This is a genomic window from Micromonospora sp. RTGN7, assembly GCF_033804645.1.
Taxonomy (GTDB): domain Bacteria; phylum Actinomycetota; class Actinomycetes; order Mycobacteriales; family Micromonosporaceae; genus Micromonospora.
Genome location: NZ_JAPZLF010000007.1, coordinates 108825 through 130415 on the forward strand (window position 1 = coordinate 108825; position 21591 = coordinate 130415).

Sequence of the window (21591 nt, forward strand, 5' to 3'; positions counted from 1 at the left end):
GGTCGCACCACCCGCACCGCCGCGCCGCACCCGGGGTCGCCGTCGCACCGACGGTGGCCGGGTCCTACACACCCTTTTTCCTCCCTCCACCACCCTTTCCCAGGAGGTCGTCATGACCCAGCACAGTCGGGACCTGTCACGCCGCCGGCTGCTGTTCGGCGGGGCCGCGCTCGGCGCCGGCGCACTGCTCGTCGGGTGTACCAGCAACGAGGCGGCGCCCACGGCGGCGCAGACCAAGGCGGCCGACAGCGCCGCGGGCGGCAACAGCACCCCCGGCAAGAGGGTGACCATCGGCTTCTCCGCCCCGGCCGCCGACCACGGCTGGATCGCCGCCATCACCAACAACGCCAAGGCACAGGCCGCCGCCTTCTCCGACGTGGAGTTCACGTCGGTCGAGGCCGGCGCGGACGCGGCGGCCCAGCGGGCGGCGCTGTCCACCCTGCTCGCGCAGAAGCCGGACGTGATCGTGCTGCTGCCGCACGACGGCAAGGAACTCAACGCGTTCGGCCTGGAGGCCATGAAGGCCGGCGTCCCGGTGGTCAACCTGGACCGGGCCTTCCCCGACGCCCGGGCCTACCGGCTCCAGATCAAGGGCGACAACTACGGCATGGGGGTGGCCGCCGCCACCTACATCGTCGCCCAGGTCAAGGCCAAGGGGATCAGCAACCCGATCATCGGCGAGATCCCCGGCATCGACGCGCTGGAACTGACCCAGGAACGCTCCAAGGGCTTCGCCGAGACCCTCGCCGCGAACGGCTTCAAGGTGGCCAACCGGCGGCCGGCGGAGTTCACCGCCGACTCCGGCCAGCAGGCCGCGACCGGGCTGTTCCAGGCCCTGCCGAAGCTCGACGCCCTCTGGAACCACGACGACGACCAGGGCATCGGCGTGCTCGCCGCGGTGACCCAGAGCGGTCGTAAGGAGTTCTTCATGGTCGGCGGTGCCGGCTCGAAGAAAGCGATGGAGGCCATCCAGGCCGACAACACGGTCCTGAAGGCCACCGTCACCTACAGCCCGTCGATGGCGTCCTCCGCGATCTCGCTGGCCCGGCTCATCGGCCAGGGCAAGGGCATGTCCGACCTGGTGGAGCTCCAGGTGCCCAAGGAGATCGTGCTGGCCTCAGAGACGATCACCAAGGAGAACGCGGGCACCTACCTCAAGCTCGGGTTCTGACACACGGGGGGAGACCCACCTTGTCCACTCACCACAGTCACCTGCGGGTCGGCATGGTCGGCTACGCGTTCATGGGCGCCGCGCACTCACAGGCGTGGCGCACCGTGAACCGGGTGTACGACTTGCCGGCGCGGGTCCGGATGTCGCTGGTCTGCGGCCGGGACACCGCAAAGGTGTCCGAGGCCGCCGACCGGCTCGGCTGGGAGGCGCACACCACGGACTGGCGGCGCCTCGTCGAGTCCGACGAGATCGACGTGGTCGACATCTGCACCCCGGGCGACAGCCACGCCGAGATCGCGCTCGCGGCGCTCGCCGCCGGCAAGCACGTGCTCTGCGAGAAGCCGCTGGCCAACACGGTGGCCGAGGCCCGCGCGATGGCCGCCGCCGCGGCCGCCGCACGGGCGGTCGGGGTACGGTCCATGTGCGGCTTCAACTACCGCCGGGTTCCCGCCGTGGCCATGATGCGGCGGCTGATCGCCGACGGACGGCTCGGCACCATCCGGCACGTCCGGGCGGCGTACCTCCAGGACTGGATCGTGGACCCGCAGTTCCCGCTGGTCTGGCGGTTGCGGCGGGAGAGGGCGGGCTCCGGCGCGCTGGGCGACATCGGCGCGCACATCATCGACCTGACCCAGTTTGTCACCGGGCAGCGGATCACCGGGGTCAGCGCGGTCACCGAGACGTTCGTCAAGGAGCGCCCGCTGCCGGCGGAGTCGAGCGGCCTGGCCGCGCACGCCGCCAACGGCACCGGCCCCGTCGACGGCCACGGCCCGGCCACCGGGGCGGTGACCGTCGACGACGCGGCGGTCTTCGTCGCCCGGCTCGACGGTGGGGCGCTGGCCACGTACGAGGCGAGCCGGTTCGCCACCGGGCGCAAGAACGCGCTCCGGGTGGAGATCAACGGCTCGCTCGGCACCGTGGCGTTCGACCTGGAACGCCTCAACGAGTTGGAGTTCTACGACGCCACCCGGCCGACGGTCGAGCAGGGCTTCACTCGCATCCTGATGACGGAGGAGGACCACCCGTACATGTCGGCGTGGTGGCCGCCGGGCCACATCATCGGCTACGAGCACTCTTTCACCCACCAGATGCGCGACTTCGTCGAGGCGGTGGCCACCGGCGTCGACCCGGCCCCCTCGTTCGCCGACGGGTTGCAGGTCCAGTTGGTGCTGGACGCGGTGACCCGGTCGGCGCAGCGGGGCTCCTCGTGGGCCGACGTGGAACCGCTGCTGGAGGCGGTCCCCGCTTGACGCGAGGTCGGCGGTGGCGCGGGTCGCCGCCGCCGGCCCGCCGCCGGCGGCCGCGCCGAAGGGCCGCGCACCGCGGATGCGGGGGAGGCAGGGACGGGACGCCGACCGGCCCTGCCTGCCAGCCCCGTCCGTCCCACCCGTCCCGGGTGCTTGTCCGGTTGCGGCGCCGCCGACTTCGCCGCCGGGCTCGTGCCGGGTGGGCGGGCGGACGGGGCGTGCCGCACCGGCAACGGCCTGTGGCCGGAGCACCGGTGGCCGGAACTTTTGCCGGAATGAGCGAAAGTTGAGCTTGAGTGGTCAGAAGGTATGGACATCTGTCAATCACGGCCGTTAATGTCTCGGGCATCACGAAGGTGTTTCGTCGAGGTGAACCGACGGCGCGGCAATCCATCGACTGGCGATCTCCGGGCACGTCCCCGCTCCGCCCGCCGGCCCCGGCCGGTCGGGCACGGCGCCCGGTGGCCCGGCCATCCTCCCGCTACGGCATCCGGCGCGACGGCGCGCGCCCCGCCCTGGCAGTCAGACGTCAGGAAGGGACTGCACAAAAATGTCCATCACGGACGCACCAACCCGCCACCCCCGACGGTGGCCCACCGCAACCTCGGCCCTGCTGCTCGCGGTCACCGCGGGCGCGGTCGGCCTCGGCGCCGGCCCCACCCCGGCCGCCGCGCACGTCATCACCGCCAGTGATTTCCAGCAGGTCGAGCTGGCCCGGGGCGTCGCCGAGACCGGCGAGCCGATGTCGCTGGCCGTGCTGCCGGACCGGTCGGTCCTGCACACCGCCCGTGACGGCACGCTGCGTCGCACCGACGCCGTCGGCACCACCACGGTCAGCGGCACCGTAGCCGTCTACAAGCACGACGAGGAGGGGTTGCAGGGCGTCGGGGTCGACCCGAACTTCGCCACCAACCGGCACATCTACCTCTACTACGCGCCGCCGCTGGCCACCCCCACCGGGGACGCCCCGGCCACCGGCACCGACTTCTCCGTCTGGCAGGGCGTCAACCGGCTGTCCCGGTTCACCTTGAACGCCGACTTCACCGTCAACCAGGCCAGCAAGGTCGACGTGCTGGACGTCCCGGCCGACCGGGGCATGTGCTGCCACGTCGGCGGGGACATCGACTTCGACGCCGCCGGCAACCTCTACCTCTCCACCGGCGACGACAGCAACCCGTTCGACTCCGCCGGCTACGCCCCGATCGACGAGCGGACCAACCGCAACCCCGTGTACGACGCGCAGCGCAGCGCCGGAAACACCAACGACCTGCGGGGCAAGATCCTGCGCATCAAGGTCAACGCCGCCGGGTCGTACTCGGTCCCGGCCGGGAACCTCTTCCCGGCCGGCACCGCCAAGACCCGCCCCGAGATCTACGCGATGGGCTTCCGCAACCCGTTCCGGATGAGCGTCGACAAGGCCACCGGCATCGTCTACGTCGGCGACTACGGGCCGGACGCCGGCACCACCAGCGCCACCCGGGGCCCCAGCGGCCAGGTCGAGTTCAACCGGGTCACCGGCCCTGGCAACTACGGCTGGCCGTACTGCACCGGCACCAACACCGCCACCGAGACGTACAACGAGTGGGACTTCGCCGCCGGCACCGGCGGGGCCAAGTACGACTGCGCGGGCGGGCCGACCAACAACTCGTTCCGAAACACCGGCCTGGGCAAGCTGCCGGCCGCGAAGCCCGCCTGGATCCGGTACGCCGGCGACGCCGGCACCCCGCCCGAGTTCGGCGGCGGCTCCGAGTCCCCGATGGGCGGCCCGGTCTACCGGTACAACGCCGCCTCCACCTCGACCACCAAGTTCCCGCAGTCCTTCGACGGGCAGTTCTTCGCCACCGAGTTCGGCCGCGGCTGGATCAAGCCGATCCACGTCAACGCCGACGGCTCGCCCGGCACCATCGACGCCTTCCCGTGGACCGGCAAGCAGGTGATGGACTCGGCCTTCGGCCCGGACGGCGCGTACTACGTGCTCGACTACGGCACCGGCTACTTCAACGGTGACGCCAACTCCGCCCTCTACCGCTTCGACCACATCGGCAGCGGCAACCGGGCACCGACCGCCCGGGCGGCGGCGGACAGGACGTCGGGGGCGGCCCCGTTGGCCGTGAGCTTCTCCTCGGCCGGGTCGACGGACCCTGACGGCGGGGCGCTGACCTACGCGTGGGCGTTCGGCGACGGCACCACCTCCACCGCCGCCAACCCGGCCAAGACGTACACCGCGAACGGGACGTACACCGCCACGCTCACCGTGCGGGACCCGCAGGGCGCGACCGGCACCGCCGGCGTCACCATCACGGTGGGCAACACCGCCCCGACGGTGATCGTGAACAGCCCCGGCAACGGCAAGCTCTTCTCCTTCGGTGACACCGTGCCGTTCAGCATCACCGTCACCGATCCGGAGGACGGCACGATCGACTGCACCAAGGTCAAGATGACCTATGTGCTCGGCCACGACCAGCACGGCCACCAGATCACCTCGGCGAACGGCTGCTCCGGCTCGATCGCCATCCCCGTCGACGGCGAGCACGACGACGCGGCGAACATCTTCGCCATCTTCGACGCCGAGTACACCGACGCGGGCGGGCTGACCACGCACACCCAGCAGACCCTCCAGCCCCGGCACCGGCAGGCCGAGCACTTCAAGACCTCCGCCGGCATCGCGACCTTCGACAAGACCACCGCCGAGGGCGGCAAGACCGTCGGCAACATCGAGAACGGGGACTGGATCGCGTTCCAGCCGTACCAGCTCGGGAACGTGACCTCGTTCAGCGCCCGGGTCTCCTCGGCCGGGGTGGGCGGCACCCTCCAGGTGCGGGCCGGCTCGGCGACCGGGACGGTCCTCGGCTCGGCTACCGTGCCGGTCACCGGGGCGTGGGACACGTTCGCCACGGTCACCGGCACGGTCTCCGGCGCACCCGCCGGCACCACCACCCTGTACCTCACCTTCGCGGGCGGGGCCGGGGCGCTCTACGACCTGGACGCGTTCACCCTGAACACCGCCACCGTCAGCACCCGGACCGGCCCGGTCATGGGTCTGGGCGGCAAGTGTCTCGACGTGCGCAACGGCGCGTCCGCCGACGGCACCCAGGTCCAGATCTACACCTGCAACGGCAGCGCCGCCCAGGTGTGGACGGTGACGTCGAACAGCACGGTGAAGGCCCTGGGTAAATGTCTGGACGTGTCGGGGGCCGGTACCGCCGACGGTACGAAGATTCAGCTCTGGACGTGTAACGGCTCGGGGGCGCAGAACTGGTCGGCGCAGGCCGACGGAACGCTGCGCAATGTCGGGTCGGGCAAGTGTCTGGACGTCTCCGGCAACACCTCCACTGACGGCACGGTCGTGCACCTGTGGACCTGTGGCACCGGCGCCAACCAGAAGTGGACCCTGCCCTAACCGGGTGCGAGGACGGGCTCCCTGCCGACGGATCCCGTCGGGCAGGGGGCCCGGTCGACCCCACCCTCCCGCAGCGCGAAGCCCCAGGAGAGCGACATGCGCAGACTTCTCCGTCCCGTCCTCGGCGCGGCCACCACGGCCCTCGCCGTCCTCGCCTGCACCATCCCCGCCACCCCCGCGTCGGCCGCCGATGCCCCGTACGACGTGCTGGTCTTCTCCAAGACCGCCGGTTTCCGGCATGACGCCATCGCGGTCGGCACCCAGGCCGTCCGCGACCTTGGCGCGGCGAACAACTTCACCGTCACCGCCACCGAGGACGCCGCCGCGTTCACCACCGCCAACCTGGCGAGGTACGAGGCGGTGCTCTTCCTCAACACCACCGGCGACGTGCTCGACCCGACCCAGCAGACCGCCTTCGAGTCGTACATCGGCTCCGGCGGCGGCTACGTCGGCGTGCACGCCGCCGCCGACACCGAGTACGACTGGCCGTTCTACGGCAACCTGGTCGGCGCCTGGTTCGCCTCCCATCCGGCCATCCAGCAGGCCACCGTCAAGGTGGAGGACCGGGCGCACGCCGCCACCGCCCACCTTCCACAGTCCTGGCCGCGCACCGACGAGTGGTACAACTACCGCACCAACGCCCGCTCCACCGCGCGCGTGCTGGCGACCCTCGACGAGTCGTCGTACTCCGGCGGGTCGATGGGCGGCGACCACCCGCACGCCTGGTGCAAGACGTACAACGGCGGCCGGGCCTTCTACACCGGCGGCGGGCACACCCAGTCGTCGTACGCCGAACCGGCGTTCCGCTCCCACCTGCTCGGCGGCATCCGGTACGCGGCCGGCCGGGCGAAGGCCGACTGCCGGCCCGAGACCGGCTACACCCCCCTGTACAACGGCTCCACCGCCGGCTGGTCCCAGGCCGGGCCGGGCAGCTTCACCAACGCCGACGCCACCCTCACCTCCGTCGGCGGGATGGGCCTGTACTGGTACAGCGCCAAACAGTTCACCAACTACTCACTCAAGCTGGACTGGAAGCTCGTGGGCGACGACAACTCCGGGGTGTTCATCGGCTTCCCGCCGTCGACCGACCCGAACTCCGCCGTGAACAACGGCTACGAGGTGCAGATCGACGCCACCGATGCCGCCGACCGCACCACCGGCGCGGTCTACACCTTCAAGTCCGCCGACCTCGCCGCCCGGGACGCCGCACTCAACCCGCCGGGGGAGTGGAACACCTACGAACTGCTGGTCGAGGGGGAGCGGCTCCAGGTCCTCCTCAACGGGGTGAAGATCAACGACTTCACCAACACCGACCCGGCCCGCTCGCTCGCCGGCCACATCGGCATCCAGAACCATGGCACCGGCGACGACGCCGCGTTCCGCAACATCCGGATCAGGGAGCTGGGCGGCCCGCCGACCGGGAACACCACCTTCCAGGCCGAGGCGTACAGCGCGGCCAGCGGCGTCAGCGCGTACCCCAAGGCCGGGGCCAACGGCGGCCAGACCCTGGGGTACGTCGACCCGGGCGACTGGGCCGGCTACCACGGCCTGAACCTGACCGGGGTGACCTCGGTGCGGGCCCGGGTGGTCTCCGGCGGGACCGGTGGGACCATCCAGTTCCGCACCGGCTCGGCCACCGGCGCCGTGCTCGGCCAGGTGGCGGTGCCCAACACCGGGGGCTGGACCACGTACGCCGACGTCAGCGCCCCGCTGACCGGGGTGCCGGCCGGCAACCAGAACCTGTACCTCACCTTCGCCGGCACCGGGGCGGGCCTGTTCGACGTCGACGACATCACCCTGGTCCGGTCGCCGCCCCCGACGAACGGCACCGGCCCGATCCGGGGCCTGGGCGGCAAGTGCCTCGACGTGCGCAACGGCGCGACCGCCGACGGCACCCAGATCCAGATCTACGGCTGCAGCGGCAGCGCCGCCCAGACCTGGACGGTGTCGCCGAACAGCACCGTCAGGGCCCTGGGCAAGTGCCTGGACGTGTCCGGGGCGGGCACCGCCGACGGTACGAAGATCCAGCTCTGGACGTGCAACGGCTCGGGGGCGCAGAACTGGTCGGCGCAGGCCGACGGCACGCTGCGTAACACCGGGTCGGGCAAGTGCCTGGACGTCTCCGGCAACAGCTCCACCGACGGCACGGTCGTGCACCTGTGGACCTGCGGCACCGGTGCCAACCAGAAGTGGACCCTGCCCTAACCGAGGTCGGCTCGCCGACCGGGGCCCCCGTTTCACGCGGGGGCCCCGCACTCACCCGAGGGGAGAAGAACAATGGCGCGACCCATCACGCTCTTCACCGGCCAGTGGGCCGATCTTCCGTTCGACGAGGTCTGCCGGCTCGCCTCCGAGTGGGGCTACGACGGGCTGGAGATCGCCTGCTGGGGCGACCACTTCGAGGTCGACAGGGCGCTCGCCGACGAGTCGTACGTCGACCGGAAGCGGGAGACCCTGGCCAAGCACCACCTGAAGGTCTTCGCCATCTCCAACCACCTGGTCGGCCAGGCCGTCTGCGACCACCCGATCGACGAGCGGCACCAGGACATCCTGCCCGCCCGGATCTGGGGCGACGGCGAGCCCGAGGGGGTCCGCCGGCGTGCTGCCGAGGAGATCAAGGACACCGCCCGGGCGGCGGCGAAGCTGGGCGTGGACACGGTCGTCGGGTTCACCGGCTCGTCGATCTGGCACACCCTGGCGATGTTCCCGCCGGTGCCCCCGGCCATGATCGAACGCGGTTACCAGGACTTCGCCGACCGGTGGAACCCGATCCTGGACGTCTTCGACGAGGTGGGGGTCCGGTTCGCCCACGAGGTCCACCCCAGCGAGATCGCGTACGACTACTGGACCACGAAGCGGGCCCTGGAGGCCATCGGGCACCGGCCCGCGTTCGGGCTGAACTGGGACCCGTCGCACTTCGTCTGGCAGGAGCTGGACCCGGTGAACTTCATCCTCGACTTCGCCGACCGGATCTACCACGTCGACTGCAAGGACGCGAAGGTCCGCACCGGCGACGGCCGGCGCGGCCGGCTCGCCTCCCACCTGCCCTGGGCCGACCTGCGCCGGGGCTGGGACTTCGTCTCCACCGGCCACGGCGACGTGCCGTGGGAGGACTGCTTCCGGGCGCTCAACGCCATCGGGTACGCCGGCCCCATCTCCATCGAGTGGGAGGACGCCGGGATGGACCGTCTCGTCGGGGCGCCGGAGGCGCTCCAGTTCGTCCGCGGGCTGGCCTTCGACGCCCCGTCCGCCGCGTTCGACGCGGCGTTCAGCAGCAACCGGGACTGACCGTCCCCGCGCCGGCCGGCCGGTCCCGGCCGGCGGTGCAACCGCAAGCGGGCCGGTCGCCCGAAGGCGGCCGGCCCGTTGTGGTGCGGTCGATCAGAGCGTGCTGCCGTTGGTCCCCGTGCCGGACGGCTTGGGGCGGGCCGCGGTGCTCGGGGTCACGCCGGTCGACGACGTCGAGCCGGTGCCGGTCGGGCTGCCGCCCGACTTGGCGCCGACCGTGGCCGGCGTGCCGGCGAACGGCTTGTCGGCGGAGGTCAGCCCCGTCGTGCTGTCGCTGCCGTTGGTGCTCAGCTTCTCAGCCAGCTTCGACTGGCTGAGCTTGTCCTTGCCCTCGCTGTAGAGCCGGTTGGCCTGGGCCTGCGCGACCCCGGCCGCCTCCTGGACGGTCGGGTGGTCGAGCACCTTACGGCCCCGGACGACCAGGTCCTCGTACTTCTCCCGGCCGGCACGGGCGCCCAGGACGAAGCCCGCAGCCAGCCCGCCAAGAAACATCATCTTTCCGCGCATGGCGGCTCCTTCCGTACCTGACGCTCCCGTCGCCTCCCCGGGGCGAGCCCCGTGGCGACGAATATCGCGCCTACGTCCTCTGTCGGCAGCTAACTACCCATCCTCCACCGCGCTCAAGCCTGGTTGTGCCCGGATGACGAATTGTCCGGTTATCAGTTCTCACCCAGGGGTGCCGATCCGGCCGGCTCGGTGGGCAACCCCCTGGACCAAACCCCCCTGGAGTCCTGTACTCTTGTGCCGTCGCCGAGGGTCGGAGAGATCCGGGTCGGGCGACAGCGGTCCCCCGTAGCTCAATTGGCAGAGCAGCCGGCTGTTAACCGGCAGGTTTTTGGTTCGAGTCCAAACGGGGGAGCCACGCTCCACTCATCGCCCGTCGGCATCGCCGGCGGGCGTCGCTGTTTCCGTCTCCGCCCCGCCCCGGCACCCGTCGCGCCAGCAGCTTCCTGCCAGCGCTCTCCGGACCGTTCGCCGGGGCCGTGTCGGGCGGCTGCATCCTGTTATTCTCGCGTAGCCCATCGTGCTGGATCGCCGGCGGGTTCTCCGATCCTGGTGGTCGGATGACGCGGCTTTGCGCTGGCCGGGGATCGACCGGACGGGTTAGGATCCGGCGCGGTAGCGGGGCGGTAGCTCAGCGGGTTAGAGCAGTCGACTCATAATCGATCGGTCACGGGTTCGAGTCCCGTCCGCCCCACCCAATGTTCGATGTTCAAACCCGCGACAGGAGCGGATTGAGCGTCGTCTCCTGCCTGTAGCCGCGTCTCGTAGGTCACTGCCTCGGTAAGGCTGCGGCACTCATCGCGGAGCTTGTCGCGCTCGGTCGCCAGCGTGCGACGCGCCACCTTCAGCTCCGATTCAACCGGCACCTGCTTTCCTGCCGACCCCACCGTGATGATCGTCGGCACGGCCGGACTGCAGGAGATGAACCGGGCGCCGCATCTGCACGGTCGTCACCACCTCGCCGCCGGGGGGAAGCCTTGGCGGGCCTGACACTGTGGTCTTATTTTCGGATACGCTGTAGCCTAAATAAAAGATGGCTCTGCTGATCCGGAGGTCTGACGTCGGGTCGTGATGGGAGTTCGTGATGGGCGGGAAGACTGAGGTGCTGGTCGTCGGAGCAGGCGCCAGTGGGTTGACGTTGGCGTGTGATCTGCAACGCAGAGGTGTGAACTACCGGATCGTGGAGGCTGCGGCTCGCGGGTTCGAGGGCTCGCGCGCGAAGGGCGTTCAGCCCCGCTCGTTGGAGGTGTTTGATGACCTTGGGGCGCTGCCGCGGCTAGAGTCTCGCGCGATGTTGTACCCGCCATTGGGCGTGCATCTGGGGCCGCTGTCGATCAGGCGGACGATGATCAAGCGTCATGAGCCGACGCCCGATGTCCCGCACGCGAACACGCTGTTGATCCCGCAGTACGCCACAGACGCGAGTCTTCGCGAGCGCCTGGAAGAGTTGGGCGGCCGGATCGAGTACGGGACGCGGCTCGTGTCCCTCGTCCAGGACGACGCCGGTGTCACCGCGAACGTTGTCAACGGCGACGGCGCCGAGGAAGAGATACGGGCGCGTTACCTCGTCGGTGCGGACGGTGGTGGCAGCACTGTTCGCCGTGGCGTCGGAATCAGGTTCGAGGGCGCAACGGACGAGAGCGATCGGATGATCGTCGCTGACCTGGAAGTCCGCGGCCTCTCACGTGACCGGTGGCATATCTGGCCACGACTGAAGGGTCGATTCGTCGCCCTCTGCCCACTTCCGGATGGGCCGTTCCAACTGATGCTGAAGCTCCGAGCGGGCGACGCGGCAGAATTCGACACGGCGGCGGTGCACGAGCTCGCGAAGACTGTGCTTCGGAGTACCAGAGTGCAGGTAGACAGGGTCTTGTGGTCGTCGGTGTGGCGCCCGAATACCCGCCTCGCGGAGCACTATCAGGCGGGGAGGGTGTTTCTGGTCGGGGACGCGGCTCATGTGCATCCGCCGACCGGTGCGCAGGGCCTGAACACTGGCGTGCAGGATGCCTACAACCTGGGGTGGAAACTCGGCCAGGTGCTCGCAGGAGCACCGAACACGCTGCTCGATTCGTACGAGGCCGAGCGTCAGCCGGTCGCCGCCAGGGTTCTCGGACTTGCCACCGGCCTGTACGCGCAGATGGGAGACCGGCCGCTGGCCGCCACGAAGCGAGGGGACGAGGAACGCCAGCTCCTGCTCAGCTACCGCGGCGGGCCACTGGGGTCAGAGCAGGGCGAGCCTCCGGCCGGTGTCGGTGCGGGCGATCGGGCACCGGACAGCCCGTATCTGGACGCAACCGGTGAACGGTCGACGCTGTTCGACGCCTTCCGCGGACCACACTTCACCGTCATCGTCATAGGCGGCCGAGCGATCGAAGCGGCGACGCGAATCCAGTGGCCCACCGCCGGCGCGGAAGTGAAGGTGCTCGCGCTCGACGGCGACAACGCCACCTGGCGGCAGGTGTACGGCGTTGACTCCGATGCCGCCGTGCTGGTCAGGCCTGATGGCTACGTCGCCGCCGTGATCCGGCCGCCGTTCGACGCTCTGCCATCACTCCTGAACCTTCCGTTGTTCCCGCGCACAGCAGCAGCGTGATCGGTCCCTCCAAGCCCAACGAACACCGCAAGGGAGCGTGGTTGCGACATGTCACTCCCCGCCTCACCGAACGTCATGTCCGAGCAGGTGATGACCCGGGCGTTCATCGCTCTTGAACGCCTCACCGACCCTCGTGCCGAACACCTTTCGTCCGAGTCCCAGGCAGCCCTCAGGCAATTCTCGACCGACCGGCTCATCGGCTACGGGGTCGATCGCGCTGACGCCCTGCGGCTACGGGAGATGGTTCTCGCCGGCGCAGAATGGCGAGCGGCCGCCGCAAATCTCGCCGACACCTGTCGCCTTCTCGCCGATGAGGCAGCTTCCCACGGCAGCGAGCTGACCTCCATGGTCTATCTCCGCCGGGCATCTGCGCTCCTGCGGATGAGCCAGGTCATGATGCTCGAAGACACACCCGACCGGTGCGAACTGTACAGAGAGGCGGGGCGGCTCTATGGCGCCGCCGCACAGCTCTCGGGCGATCGTTCCCGCGTCACCCTCTCGACTCCGACCGGACCGATGGTCGGATGGCACCTGACAACAACCTCGTCGCCCATCGGTGCAGCGTTGGTGATCGGCGGAGTCGAGGGCTGGGCGATGGACTTTGACTGCATCGGGGAAGCTCTTGCGGCCCGCGGTGTGGAGACCCTCATGCTCGATGGCCCCGGCCAGGGCGAAACCCGATTCGAGTACGGCAACTACCTCACTGAAGATTGGCGGCACGCATACACCGTCGCCTTGGACTTCCTCGAATCCCGGGTGCCGGAGCATCCGATCGGAATCGTCGGTAACAGCATGGGCGGTGCGATCGCGATGGCCGTTGCCGTCGGCGACCCCCGCGTGCGCGCGTGCTGCAGCAACGGCGGGATGCCCGCCCCCGGTTTGGTGCCGCCCAGCGTGGGCACCTTCTTCACGAAGATGGTGGCCTGCTGCGGAGATGTGTCCCCAGAGCGTTCCCAGGCCATCTGGTCGACCGTGTCGCCGCTCGCACCGGGATCGAATACGGGCTATCCCCTCCTCGTCCTCCACGGCGGCGCCGACCCGATGGTTACCGCCGAACTCGCCCAGGTCCTATTCGAGAAGGCGCCAACGTGCGACAAGCAGATGGTGGTCTTCTCCGATGGCGACCATTGCCTCTACAACCACAAAGCAGACCGCGATGCACATATCGCCGACTGGATACGCGGCAGGTTCACCGCTTCCTTGCCAACCGCCGGCGCCTACGGAGAACACGATGAAGATCACTGACGCGCAAATCCATCTGTGGAGCGGCGCCGGCGCACCCCCGCACCACATCCGCGCCCCGTTCACCATCGAACGCGCTCTCAGCGCAATGGACGAGGCCGGCATCGGCAGAGCCGTGAACTGCCCTGCCGTGTGGGACCCCGTCGCGAACGAGTATGCCGAGCAGGCCGCGATTGCCCACCCCGACCGGTTCGCCACGATGGGGTGGTTCTCCCTCGACAGCAGTAGCGGCCCCTCCGCCGTGGACGCGGCGATGAGTCGCACCGGCGCGCTCGGCCTGCGCTTCCTGCTGTACGCGGCCGAAGCCGGTCCGATCTTGGCCTCCGGGGCCCTCGACTGGCTATGGAGCGAAGTCAACGACCGAAACCTTCCAGTTGCGCTCATGGTCCTGCCCGAGCACCTGCCACTCATCGGCCCGATCGCGACTCGCCACCCTCAGATGCGCCTCCTGCTCGACCACCTCGCGATCGGCCCGTTCGACAAGCTTCCACAAGCCGCCGGGCACCTTGACGCCCTCCTGTCCTTGGCTGAGCACCCCAATGTCGCCGTCAAAGCCACCGGAACCCCCAGCATGGCAACCGACGACTACCCGTTCGGGAGCGTGCAGGGAGTCCTGCGTCGTACAGTCGATGCTTTCGGCCCCGAACGCACATTTTGGGGATCAGATATTACGCGCATGTCCTGCACCTGGCGTCAGTGCGTCACCATGTTCACCGAGGAACTACCCTGGCTGAAAGGCCACGATCTCGAACTGGTCATGGGCAACGGAATCTCCGACTGGATCGGCTGGACCTGAGCAATTTGGGGCGTGTGTCATGGGGCGGATACGGTAGATCGGACCAGCACAAAAAAGGCGATCACTAGGAGCCATGAATACGTGACAAGCGTACCGAAGCGTCGTCGTGGGCGTCCGCCGCTGCCCCTTGATCGGATCATCGAGACTGCCCTCGTCATGATCGACCACGATGGCCCTGACCAGTTCAGTTTCCGTGGGCTTGCGGATCGGCTCTCGTCAAGTACGGCCACGCTCTACCGCCATGTGAAAGACAAGTCCGAGTTGCTCGGGCTCGTGATCGAACGCACGCTCGCCGACGTTGACCTGCCTGAAGCCGCTGACGAGCAGTGGGACGAGACCTGCCGGACGACGATGTGCTCGGTCTTTGCAAGTCTCACCAAGCATCCGGGCGTAGCCCGAATCCTGATTCAGCAGTTTCCGAGCGGCCCACATGCGGCAGCGATCCGTGAGCGCGTCCTGCACGCACTGATTCAAGGCGGGTTCGGCCCAGGGACTGCGGCCGTTGGAGGCGCCACCCTTGCCCGATACACCCTCGGCTTCGCTGTGCAAGCGGCACTGGAGTCCGCTCACGCCTCCGATAACACCGTGGAATCCAACCCGCTCATGATCAACCAGTCCCGGTATCCCAGCACCGCTGCCGTAGCGCATCTGCTTCCCAAGCCACTCGCCGAGGAGTTCGATTTCGGCCTGCGTCTCCTGCTTCAAGGGCTCCGCTCGATGCGGGACGAAGGGCAATCCCCGTAGGCGTGTTCCACCGGTATCCCGCTCCGATGCACTCCAATTGCGCGACGCGCAGGACCGCGCGAAGGCAGCACCGGGCCGACCGGACCAGGAACGGCACCACCACCAAGTACGTCGGCGGGCACTCGGACGTCGTCGGGGGCGCGCCCGGCTCACGACCGCCACACCCGCTTCCCGGTGCCGCCAGCGGATCGCGTTGGCGAGGATAGTGATTGCGGTCAGGATGGCCCGCACGGTGCCTCCAGCCTGGCTTCCTCAGGAGTGCCGCCGAAACCAGGGGCCAGGAAGTGGCGCATGATGCCAGGTCGCCGCCACGACGCATTCTTGCCAGGATGGTCTACGTCACACCCTTTTGCCTGGTGCAAGTTGCATTCCGCATTGGGAGCGCTCCACACCCTTGACGCATTTGCCCGTTAGATTACATATGTGCTTGTTCGTGAGGCATGGGCGCAGAGGGTGGCCCGAATGTCAACACACAAACCGTGCGGCAATGCTGTGAGGTGAAAATCACTAACTCCGGGCGCGGGCGCGATTGGGCCGGCTTGATAGCTGAATAGGGCGTTACTCCCGCAACGGCCGAGCGTTGACAGAACGCGAGGGGGCGTACGGAGACCTTCTTCAGGTCACCGGTGTCTGAAGAGGAGAGAGGGCCTGAGGGCCCCAACGAAACAAACCCCGCACGCCTCGGGGCGCAGCCAGCACCCCGAGGCGACATTGGCCGGGCAGTGAAGGCGTTGGCCACCGCGTTCGACCTTGCAGCAGTAGTGCTGGAGGCCGAAGGAAGCGGTGGTCCTGCTGACGCAGCCAGGGCCACCGCCCTTCTGCTACATCTGATCGCCTCACTTGCCAGGTCGAACGATCAGAGGTAGCCGATCCAGGTGCGGGGTCGGCATGTGCCGGCCCCGCACCATTCTCTGCAACCAACGATGCCGGTGCCAGAACGATTCGCAAGTTTCACGGATGTGCTCTGAGGTGCGACAACGCGCGCGAGGGCCGTCATTGATGATCGTCGTGGCTCCTCACGCGGTCTATAGGGGACACCAGGAGCTATTTCGATGCAGTGCCGCTGAAGATCAGCGTGCGCCCTCGCGGATTCGGGCGCGTGCCCGGTCATCGAGCAGGCGCCAGCCGGGGTGAAGCCGGGGCGTGGGTTATCGCGTCCTCTCTTCCGCGTTGACGGTGTGGGCGTCGATGTAGGCGTTGAGGCTGCGGAGCGGGATGCGAATCGAGCCGTTCGGCCCGTCGCCCTTGACCGCCTCCAGCGCGCCGGCGTCGATGTAGCGGCCGACGCTCCACCGGGAGACCCGCAGGATTTCCGCGACCTCCTGGACGGTCAGGAAGCGATCCGTCTCCAGCTCCGTCACCTGCAACCACCTTGTATCGGTTAGTAGCGGATCCGTGCGTTACACGACGCTAGACGACGCACGCCCTCGATGCAAGACGCTACAGGGTTGGACATGTAGAAGGGGCCTGACCTGCGCTATCTAGGGGCGGGTCTATGTCCGGATCGTGTAGTCGTGCTACAACATGCACGTGACTCAGGGGCCTGAACGGGGCGTTGCGTACGACTTCTGGTGGCGTGTACGCACCGAACAGGACGCCCGCGGATGGACGGACGACGAACTACGCAACCGCTCGGGCGTCGCCCGCACGACGGTCGACCGCCTCCAGGTTGGTCGGCGGCCACCCACCGCCCGAGTTGTCAACGCCCTCGCTGACGCCCTCGACATCGACATGTCCGAGGCGCACCGGCTCGCTGGCCGCACTCCTGCCGCTCCGAACGCGGACATCGGCGAGGCGCAGGAGCCCAAGGTGAGCGCGCGCGAAGCGATCCTCGCCGACCGGATCTACACCGACCAGCAGCGCAAGACGATGCTGGAGCTGCTCGACATCTTCGAGCAGGCCAACCGCCGTCAGGCCTGACGGCCCGGCCGGCGAGCGTCCGCGACCGATACTCCAGCTCCCCCGGCGTGAGGGTGAATCAGGTTCGAGGCTCTCTGCTGGCGGCTGGTCGCATCCGGTGTCGCAGGCACGCTCCGGTGGGCCGCACCCTTTCAGGACATGCTCCTGACGAGGAGCTCGGTGGGCTGCCGGAGCGCCGACATGGCGCTCGCCCTGTCACGAAGTGGCCGCGAGGACCTCCGTTCGGATCGCGGCGATGCGGCGGCGGCGGATCGGGAGCATCACCGTCGGGTGGGAGATGCCCCAGGCCGCGCCCTTGCAGACGATCTCCTTGTAGCGGGCTGCCATCTTCCCCTTGATGAGGGACGGCTTGGCCCTGTCATCGGCGGTTACGAACTGGATGATGCCGTCGTGGCGGCCGAGGCTGATGCACTGGTGGAAGTAGCGGAGCAGGGTCTGGGGGATCTTCCGACCGGTCAGGCGCGCAGCGATGGCGTCGGCGGCCTGCCAGGCCATCGGGGCCCCTGAGGCGCAGGACATCCGCAGCGGCTTGCCGCCCGGCCCTTCGGCGAGTCCGGCATCGCCCACGGCGTACACGTCGGGGTGCGAGACCGAGCGCATCGTGGCGTCGACGACGATCTGCCCGGTCTCGGCGACCTCCAGGGTCGTGGCGGCGGCGATGGGGTGAACGGCGAAGCCGGCCGTCCACACGGTCACCTGGGCCGGGATCACCTGGCCGTCGCTGGTGACCGCGCCGGTCGCCTCGACCCGCGCGATGTCGGTGTGCTCGTGGACGGCGATGGTGAGCCGGTCGAAGACTTCGCGCAGGTAGTGCTGCGCCTTCTCGGTGAGCCAGTCACCGAGGCCACCGCGGGCGACGATCGCGACGTCGAGGTCCGGTCGGGCCTCGGCGATCTCGGTAGCCGCTTCGAGGCCGGTGAGGCCTCCGCCGACGACCAGCACGGTCCCGCCCGTGGCGAGTTCGTCGAGGCGATCGCGTAGTCGCAGCGCGGACTGCTTGCCGGCGATGTCGTAGGCGTGCTCGGCGACGCCGGGGACGTCGTGGTCTGCGGACGCGCTGCCGAGGGCGTAGACGAGGGTGTCGTAGGCGATCTCCTCGGCACCGTGCTCGTCACCGAGCGCGACGGTCTTGCGGTCGGCGTCGACGGCGGTGACCCGTGCCAGTCGTACCTTTACGCCCGTGCCCGCGTAGATATCGCTCAGCCTGCGGCGCTTGAGGTCCTGTCCAGTCGCGAGCTGGTGCATGCGGACCCGCTCGACGAAAGCGGCGTCGGCGTTGACGACGGTGATCTCGGTGTCGTCAGGGTGCAGCCGCCTGGCGAGGCGCCCGGCGGCGATGGCTCCGGCGTATCCGGCCCCGAGGACGACGATGCGGTGCTTCATGGCCTCACTCCTGTCTCGATGTGCTCGCTTCCTGAACCGGACAGCGACGAGATTCCTGACAGGAATTGGCTATGACCTGGGTCACCAGCCGTCGAGGAAGGGTTCCCCGTGCTCGGATGCGGACCATTGACGCGTGGCGCGTACGAGCTTGTCGGGGTTGGCCTGGGTGCGGATGGCCGCGATGCCCTCGGAAGTCACCTCCAGGGACATGACGGCGAGGACGCGGTCGCCGATCATGACCACCACTGCGGGCCCGCCGTTGACGACTTCGGTGTAGAGGGCGAGGCTGCCGCCTACCCTGTCCCGTGCGGCGTCGGTGGGCTTGAACAGGCCGCGCAGGAACCTCGCCACTGCCAGCGCGCCGATGATCGGCGTGGCACGGGCCGGGGCCTTGCCGCCGCCGTCGCCGGCGTTCATCGCGTCGTCGGTCAGCAGCTTGACCAGCCGCTGGGTGTCGCCGCTGGTGGCTGCGGCGAGGAACTCCTCGACGATCTTGCGCGCGGTGGTCCCGTCGACCTCCGTGCGGGCCCGGTGGGTAGCAACGTGCTGCTTGGCGCGCCGGTAGACCTGCTGGCAGTTCGACTCGGTGATGTCGAGGATCTCGGCGATCTCGCTGTGCGAGTAGGCGAAGGCCTCGCGCAGCACGTACACCGCACGCTCATTGGCCGAGAGCCGCTCCATGAGGGTGAGCACCGCCATCGAGACCGATTCGCGCTGCTCGGCGGTGTCGACCGGGCCGAGCATCCGGTCCCCGGCGAGGACCGGCTCGGGCAGCCACGTGCCCACATAGCTCTCATGTCTGGCCCGTGCCGAGGTGAGCTGGTTGCGGCACAGGTTGGTGAGCACCTTCGTCAGCCACGCCTCGGGCGTCTCGACGCGCTCCCGATCGGCGGCCTGCCAACGCAGGAACGTGTCTTGGACCGCGTCCTCGGCGTCGCTCGCCGAGCCCAGCAGGCGATAGGCGATCGCCGCCAAGCGGGCCCTGGATTGCTCGAACAGTTCGACCTCGTGCGGACTGAGCGGCATGGCTCGATAGTTAACCACGCTCGACGCGCGCCGTTTCGCACCTGCGCGGGTCGGTCCTTGTTGATCAAGGGCTGGTGTGTGAGCACGCGGCGAGTCGTCGGCCTTCCTGGAATCCGATCATCGCGCGGCTGGGCGGATGGTGAGGCGGGAGACCGCGACAACGGTGGCACCGGCGGTTGCCTCGGCCACCAACTGACGGTGGCCGGCATCGTCGGGGTCGCTGAGCGTCGCGGTGACGGTTAGGGGGGCACCCCCGTCGTCGGGCACCAGCAGCGGCAGCATGAACCGGGTCTCGTGGTCGAGCACTCCGGCCAGGTCCCCGACCCATTCGGTGACCGCCCGCGCGGTCAGCGCCATGGTGAGCATCCCGTGCCCGATCACGCCGGGCAGTCCCGACCGGGTGGCGGCGTGGTCGCTGAAGTGGATCGGGTTGAAGTCACCCGACGCGCCCGCGTAGCGCACCAGATCCTGTCGGGTGACCGTGAACTCGCGGGCCGGAAGCTTCTGGCCGGACACGGTCCAGGGCTGTCGCGGTTCCGCGCTGCGCTTGGCACCCTGGGGCCGGGTGCCCCGCTCCACCAGCGTCGAGTACGCCGTACAGACCGGCTCGCCGGCCGTGGTGGCGATCTCGCTGCGGGTGGTGACGATCTGGTGTACCCCGCGGGACTGGATCTGTTCGATGTGGACGGTCACCGTCAGCTCGTCGCCGGGCTGGACGCCTCGCGTGTGCCGGAATCGTTGGCTCCCGTGCACCACCCGGCTGTAGTCCAGACCGAGCGTCGGGTCGGACAGCGTGTTCCGAGTGGCGGGCAGGCTCAGCACGATGGGGAAGGTGGGTGGGACCACCGGCTGGCCGTCCTGGGCAGGGGCGGCTCCGGTGGCCAGGATGAACTCCTGGATCTTCTCCTGGCTGACCCGGTACGGCGCGGTGGGCGCGAACACCCGGCCGATGAACGCCTCGTTGAGCGGCATGTCTCTCTCCTGATCGGGTCTTCTAGAGCGCGGCGGCCAGCCACGCGACCAGGTCGACGTCGGTGGTCTTGAGGGTCATGACGTCGACCCCGGCATCCGCCCAGACCGTCAGCCGGTCCCGGATCCGTTCGCGGGGTCCCACCAGGGCAAGCTGGTCGATGAGCGCGTCCGGTACCGCGCCGGCGGCCTCGGCGCGGTGGCCGCCCAGGTACAACTCCTGGATCTGCTGGGTGGCCGCCTCGTAGCCCAGCCGGGACGCCAGGTCGGCGTAGAAGTTGCGGCCGCGTCCGCCCATGCCGCCCAGGTACAGGGCGAACGCCGGGCGCAGCGCGTCCCGACAGGCCGTGAGGTCGGCTCCGGGCGCGATGTGCACCGTGGCCACGACCTGTAGCGGGCCGAGGTCCGCAGGGCGGCGGGCCAGCCCGGGGGCGAGCATGTCCCGGTACAGCTCGGGCCGGTCCGGGCAGTAGAAGGCGGGCAGCCAGCCCTCGGCGAGCTGTCCGGCGAGCGCTACGTTGCGCGGGCCGTTGGCCGCCAACAGGACCGGTATCCGCGGGCGTACCGGGTGCAGGGTGGCCTTCAGCGGGCGCGGTGGTTCCCGGTCGGCGCGCGGATACGGCAGCGGGTAGTGGACGCCCGGGTAGGTCAGCGGTTCCTGCCGGGCCACCGCCGCGCGCACGATGTCGACGTACTCGCGGGTTCGGGCCAGCGGGGAGTCGAACGCGACGCCGTGCCAGCCCTCCACCACCTGCGGGCCGGAGGTGCCCAGGCCCAGCAGGAGCCGGCCGTCGCTGAGCTGGTCGAGGGTGAGCGCGGCCATCGCGGTGGCAGCCGGGGTGCGGGCCGGCATCTGGAGCACCGCCGTGCCCAGGCCGATTCGGCTGGTCACCGCCGACAGGTGGCCCAGCACGCTGACCGCGTCGGAGCCGTACGCCTCCGAGACCCACAGCGAGTCCAGGCCGGCGGCGTCGGCGCGGTGGGCCACGGCGCCGAGGTCCCGCAGGCCGGTTGAGTGTCCGAGGCTGAGTCCAAGTTTCATGAGGCCCGTTCTGTATGTAGAACGATCATCGTCTTGATTTCGAGAACAGTAAGGACGCTGGGGGATGGGCGTCAAGGGTGGGGATTCTCGAACTATGCCGAGGTAGAGGCCGGAAGAGGGTTGACAACCCGGATGGCCCATTCGATGATGTTCGCCACACAGGCTTTGAACGTTGTTCTACTGACAGACCGTCGGCGTTCACCCCCCGTCCGCTACTCGGACGCCGAGAGCCGGAGCCTCCGGCTCATCTCCTCAACACCCCCACA

The 21591-nt window shown here is 69.2% G+C and carries 16 protein-coding genes, 2 tRNA genes and 1 pseudogene; 12 read left to right on the forward strand and 7 right to left on the reverse strand.

Translation table 11 applies throughout. The features are described 5' to 3' along the window. Positions 1-112 precede the first annotated feature (112 nt). The 5 genes from SNR22_RS12520 to SNR22_RS12540 all read left to right on the forward strand — a co-directional run bounded on the left by SNR22_RS12520 (position 113) and on the right by SNR22_RS12540 (position 9106). Entirely contained in the window at positions 113-1171 is a 1059-nt protein-coding gene (locus SNR22_RS12520) for a substrate-binding domain-containing protein (protein ID WP_320066697.1), read from the forward strand. Between the two features lie 53 nt (positions 1172-1224). Beyond that, complete coding sequence (locus SNR22_RS12525) at positions 1225-2421, forward strand: Gfo/Idh/MocA family protein (RefSeq protein WP_413775627.1); 1197 nt, start codon at positions 1225-1227, stop codon at positions 2419-2421. Between the two features lie 547 nt (positions 2422-2968). Next, on the forward strand, positions 2969-5818 hold the full coding sequence (locus tag SNR22_RS12530; RefSeq protein WP_320066699.1) for a PQQ-dependent sugar dehydrogenase: 2850 nt from the start codon (positions 2969-2971) through the stop codon (positions 5816-5818). Between the two features lie 96 nt (positions 5819-5914). Continuing rightward, a complete protein-coding gene (locus SNR22_RS12535; protein WP_320066700.1) occupies positions 5915-8023 on the forward strand; it encodes a ThuA domain-containing protein in 2109 nt (702 codons plus the stop codon). A 72-nt stretch (positions 8024-8095) separates the two neighbouring features. Next, the gene (locus SNR22_RS12540) at positions 8096-9106 is read left to right on the forward strand and encodes a sugar phosphate isomerase/epimerase family protein (RefSeq protein WP_320066701.1); all 1011 of its coding nucleotides are present in this window, start codon (positions 8096-8098) and stop codon (positions 9104-9106) included. Between the two features lie 93 nt (positions 9107-9199). On the opposite strand, the gene SNR22_RS12545 is transcribed toward SNR22_RS12540, so the two are convergent. Continuing rightward, positions 9200-9613, reverse strand: coding sequence for a hypothetical protein (locus tag SNR22_RS12545; RefSeq protein WP_320066702.1), 414 nt, complete (start codon positions 9611-9613; stop codon positions 9200-9202). A 279-nt stretch (positions 9614-9892) separates the two neighbouring features. Between SNR22_RS12545 and SNR22_RS12550 the strand changes: the two genes are divergently transcribed. From SNR22_RS12550 to SNR22_RS12575, 6 genes are all read left to right on the forward strand, one after another. Beyond that, a tRNA-Asn gene (locus tag SNR22_RS12550) sits at positions 9893-9968 on the forward strand. A gap of 262 nt (positions 9969-10230) precedes the next feature. After that, a tRNA-Ile gene (locus SNR22_RS12555) sits at positions 10231-10304 on the forward strand. A gap of 390 nt (positions 10305-10694) precedes the next feature. Then, complete coding sequence (locus tag SNR22_RS12560; protein ID WP_320066703.1) at positions 10695-12203, forward strand: FAD-dependent monooxygenase; 1509 nt, start codon at positions 10695-10697, stop codon at positions 12201-12203. A gap of 75 nt (positions 12204-12278) precedes the next feature. Further along, positions 12279-13448 (forward strand): alpha/beta hydrolase, encoded by a 1170-nt coding sequence (locus tag SNR22_RS12565; RefSeq protein WP_320066704.1) that lies wholly within the window; start codon positions 12279-12281, stop codon positions 13446-13448. After that, positions 13435-14241, forward strand: a complete 807-nt coding sequence (locus SNR22_RS12570; protein WP_320066705.1) for an amidohydrolase family protein — start codon at positions 13435-13437, stop codon at positions 14239-14241. Before SNR22_RS12565 ends, SNR22_RS12570 begins: the two co-directional genes overlap by 14 nt. Before the next feature lie 81 nt (positions 14242-14322). Continuing rightward, the gene (locus SNR22_RS12575; RefSeq protein ID WP_320066706.1) at positions 14323-14985 is read left to right on the forward strand and encodes a TetR/AcrR family transcriptional regulator; all 663 of its coding nucleotides are present in this window, start codon (positions 14323-14325) and stop codon (positions 14983-14985) included. 1148 nt (positions 14986-16133) lie between these two features. Here the strand turns inward: SNR22_RS12575 and SNR22_RS12580 are convergent. Further along, entirely contained in the window at positions 16134-16346 is a 213-nt protein-coding gene (locus tag SNR22_RS12580) for a helix-turn-helix domain-containing protein (protein ID WP_320066707.1), read from the reverse strand. Between the two features lie 169 nt (positions 16347-16515). Between SNR22_RS12580 and SNR22_RS12585 the strand changes: the two genes are divergently transcribed. Continuing rightward, positions 16516-16905, forward strand: a complete 390-nt coding sequence (locus tag SNR22_RS12585) for a helix-turn-helix transcriptional regulator (protein WP_320066708.1) — start codon at positions 16516-16518, stop codon at positions 16903-16905. A 195-nt stretch (positions 16906-17100) separates the two neighbouring features. Here SNR22_RS12585 and SNR22_RS12590 read toward each other — a convergent pair whose 3' ends face one another. The 5 genes and pseudogenes from SNR22_RS12590 to SNR22_RS12610 form a co-directional block, all read right to left on the reverse strand. Continuing rightward, positions 17101-18288, reverse strand: a complete 1188-nt coding sequence (locus tag SNR22_RS12590; protein ID WP_320066709.1) for an NAD(P)/FAD-dependent oxidoreductase — start codon at positions 18286-18288, stop codon at positions 17101-17103. 81 nt (positions 18289-18369) lie between these two features. Beyond that, the gene (locus SNR22_RS12595; RefSeq protein WP_320066710.1) at positions 18370-19314 is read right to left on the reverse strand and encodes an RNA polymerase sigma-70 factor; all 945 of its coding nucleotides are present in this window, start codon (positions 19312-19314) and stop codon (positions 18370-18372) included. Between the two features lie 117 nt (positions 19315-19431). Then, the gene (locus SNR22_RS12600) at positions 19432-19830 is read right to left on the reverse strand and encodes a MaoC/PaaZ C-terminal domain-containing protein (protein ID WP_320066896.1); all 399 of its coding nucleotides are present in this window, start codon (positions 19828-19830) and stop codon (positions 19432-19434) included. 63 nt (positions 19831-19893) lie between these two features. Next, a pseudogene (locus SNR22_RS12605) lies at positions 19894-20286 on the reverse strand (MaoC family dehydratase N-terminal domain-containing protein); the annotation flags it as partial. A 22-nt stretch (positions 20287-20308) separates the two neighbouring features. Beyond that, a complete protein-coding gene (locus SNR22_RS12610) occupies positions 20309-21325 on the reverse strand; it encodes an LLM class F420-dependent oxidoreductase (RefSeq protein ID WP_320066711.1) in 1017 nt (338 codons plus the stop codon). Positions 21326-21591: the final 266 nt, after the last annotated feature.

Bases quoted from the DNA above. Each gene is read 5' to 3' on its own strand.
- SNR22_RS12565 (WP_320066704.1), top strand. From the start codon at position 12,279: ATGTCCGAGCAGGTGATGACCCGGGCGTTCATCGCTCTTGAACGCCTC.
- SNR22_RS12535 (WP_320066700.1), top strand. From the start codon at position 5,915: ATGCGCAGACTTCTCCGTCCCGTCCTCGGCGCGGCCACCACGGCCCTC.
- SNR22_RS12610 (WP_320066711.1), bottom strand. From the start codon at position 21,325: ATGAAACTTGGACTCAGCCTCGGACACTCAACCGGCCTGCGGGACCTC.
- SNR22_RS12530 (WP_320066699.1), top strand. From the start codon at position 2,969: ATGTCCATCACGGACGCACCAACCCGCCACCCCCGACGGTGGCCCACC.
- SNR22_RS12570 (WP_320066705.1), top strand. From the start codon at position 13,435: ATGAAGATCACTGACGCGCAAATCCATCTGTGGAGCGGCGCCGGCGCA.
- SNR22_RS12525 (WP_413775627.1), top strand. From the start codon at position 1,225: ATGGTCGGCTACGCGTTCATGGGCGCCGCGCACTCACAGGCGTGGCGC.
- SNR22_RS12590 (WP_320066709.1), bottom strand. From the start codon at position 18,288: ATGAAGCACCGCATCGTCGTCCTCGGGGCCGGATACGCCGGAGCCATC.
- SNR22_RS12595 (WP_320066710.1), bottom strand. From the start codon at position 19,314: ATGCCGCTCAGTCCGCACGAGGTCGAACTGTTCGAGCAATCCAGGGCC.
- SNR22_RS12560 (WP_320066703.1), top strand. From the start codon at position 10,695: ATGGGCGGGAAGACTGAGGTGCTGGTCGTCGGAGCAGGCGCCAGTGGG.
- SNR22_RS12545 (WP_320066702.1), bottom strand. From the start codon at position 9,613: ATGCGCGGAAAGATGATGTTTCTTGGCGGGCTGGCTGCGGGCTTCGTC.
- SNR22_RS12540 (WP_320066701.1), top strand. From the start codon at position 8,096: ATGGCGCGACCCATCACGCTCTTCACCGGCCAGTGGGCCGATCTTCCG.
- SNR22_RS12520 (WP_320066697.1), top strand. From the start codon at position 113: ATGACCCAGCACAGTCGGGACCTGTCACGCCGCCGGCTGCTGTTCGGC.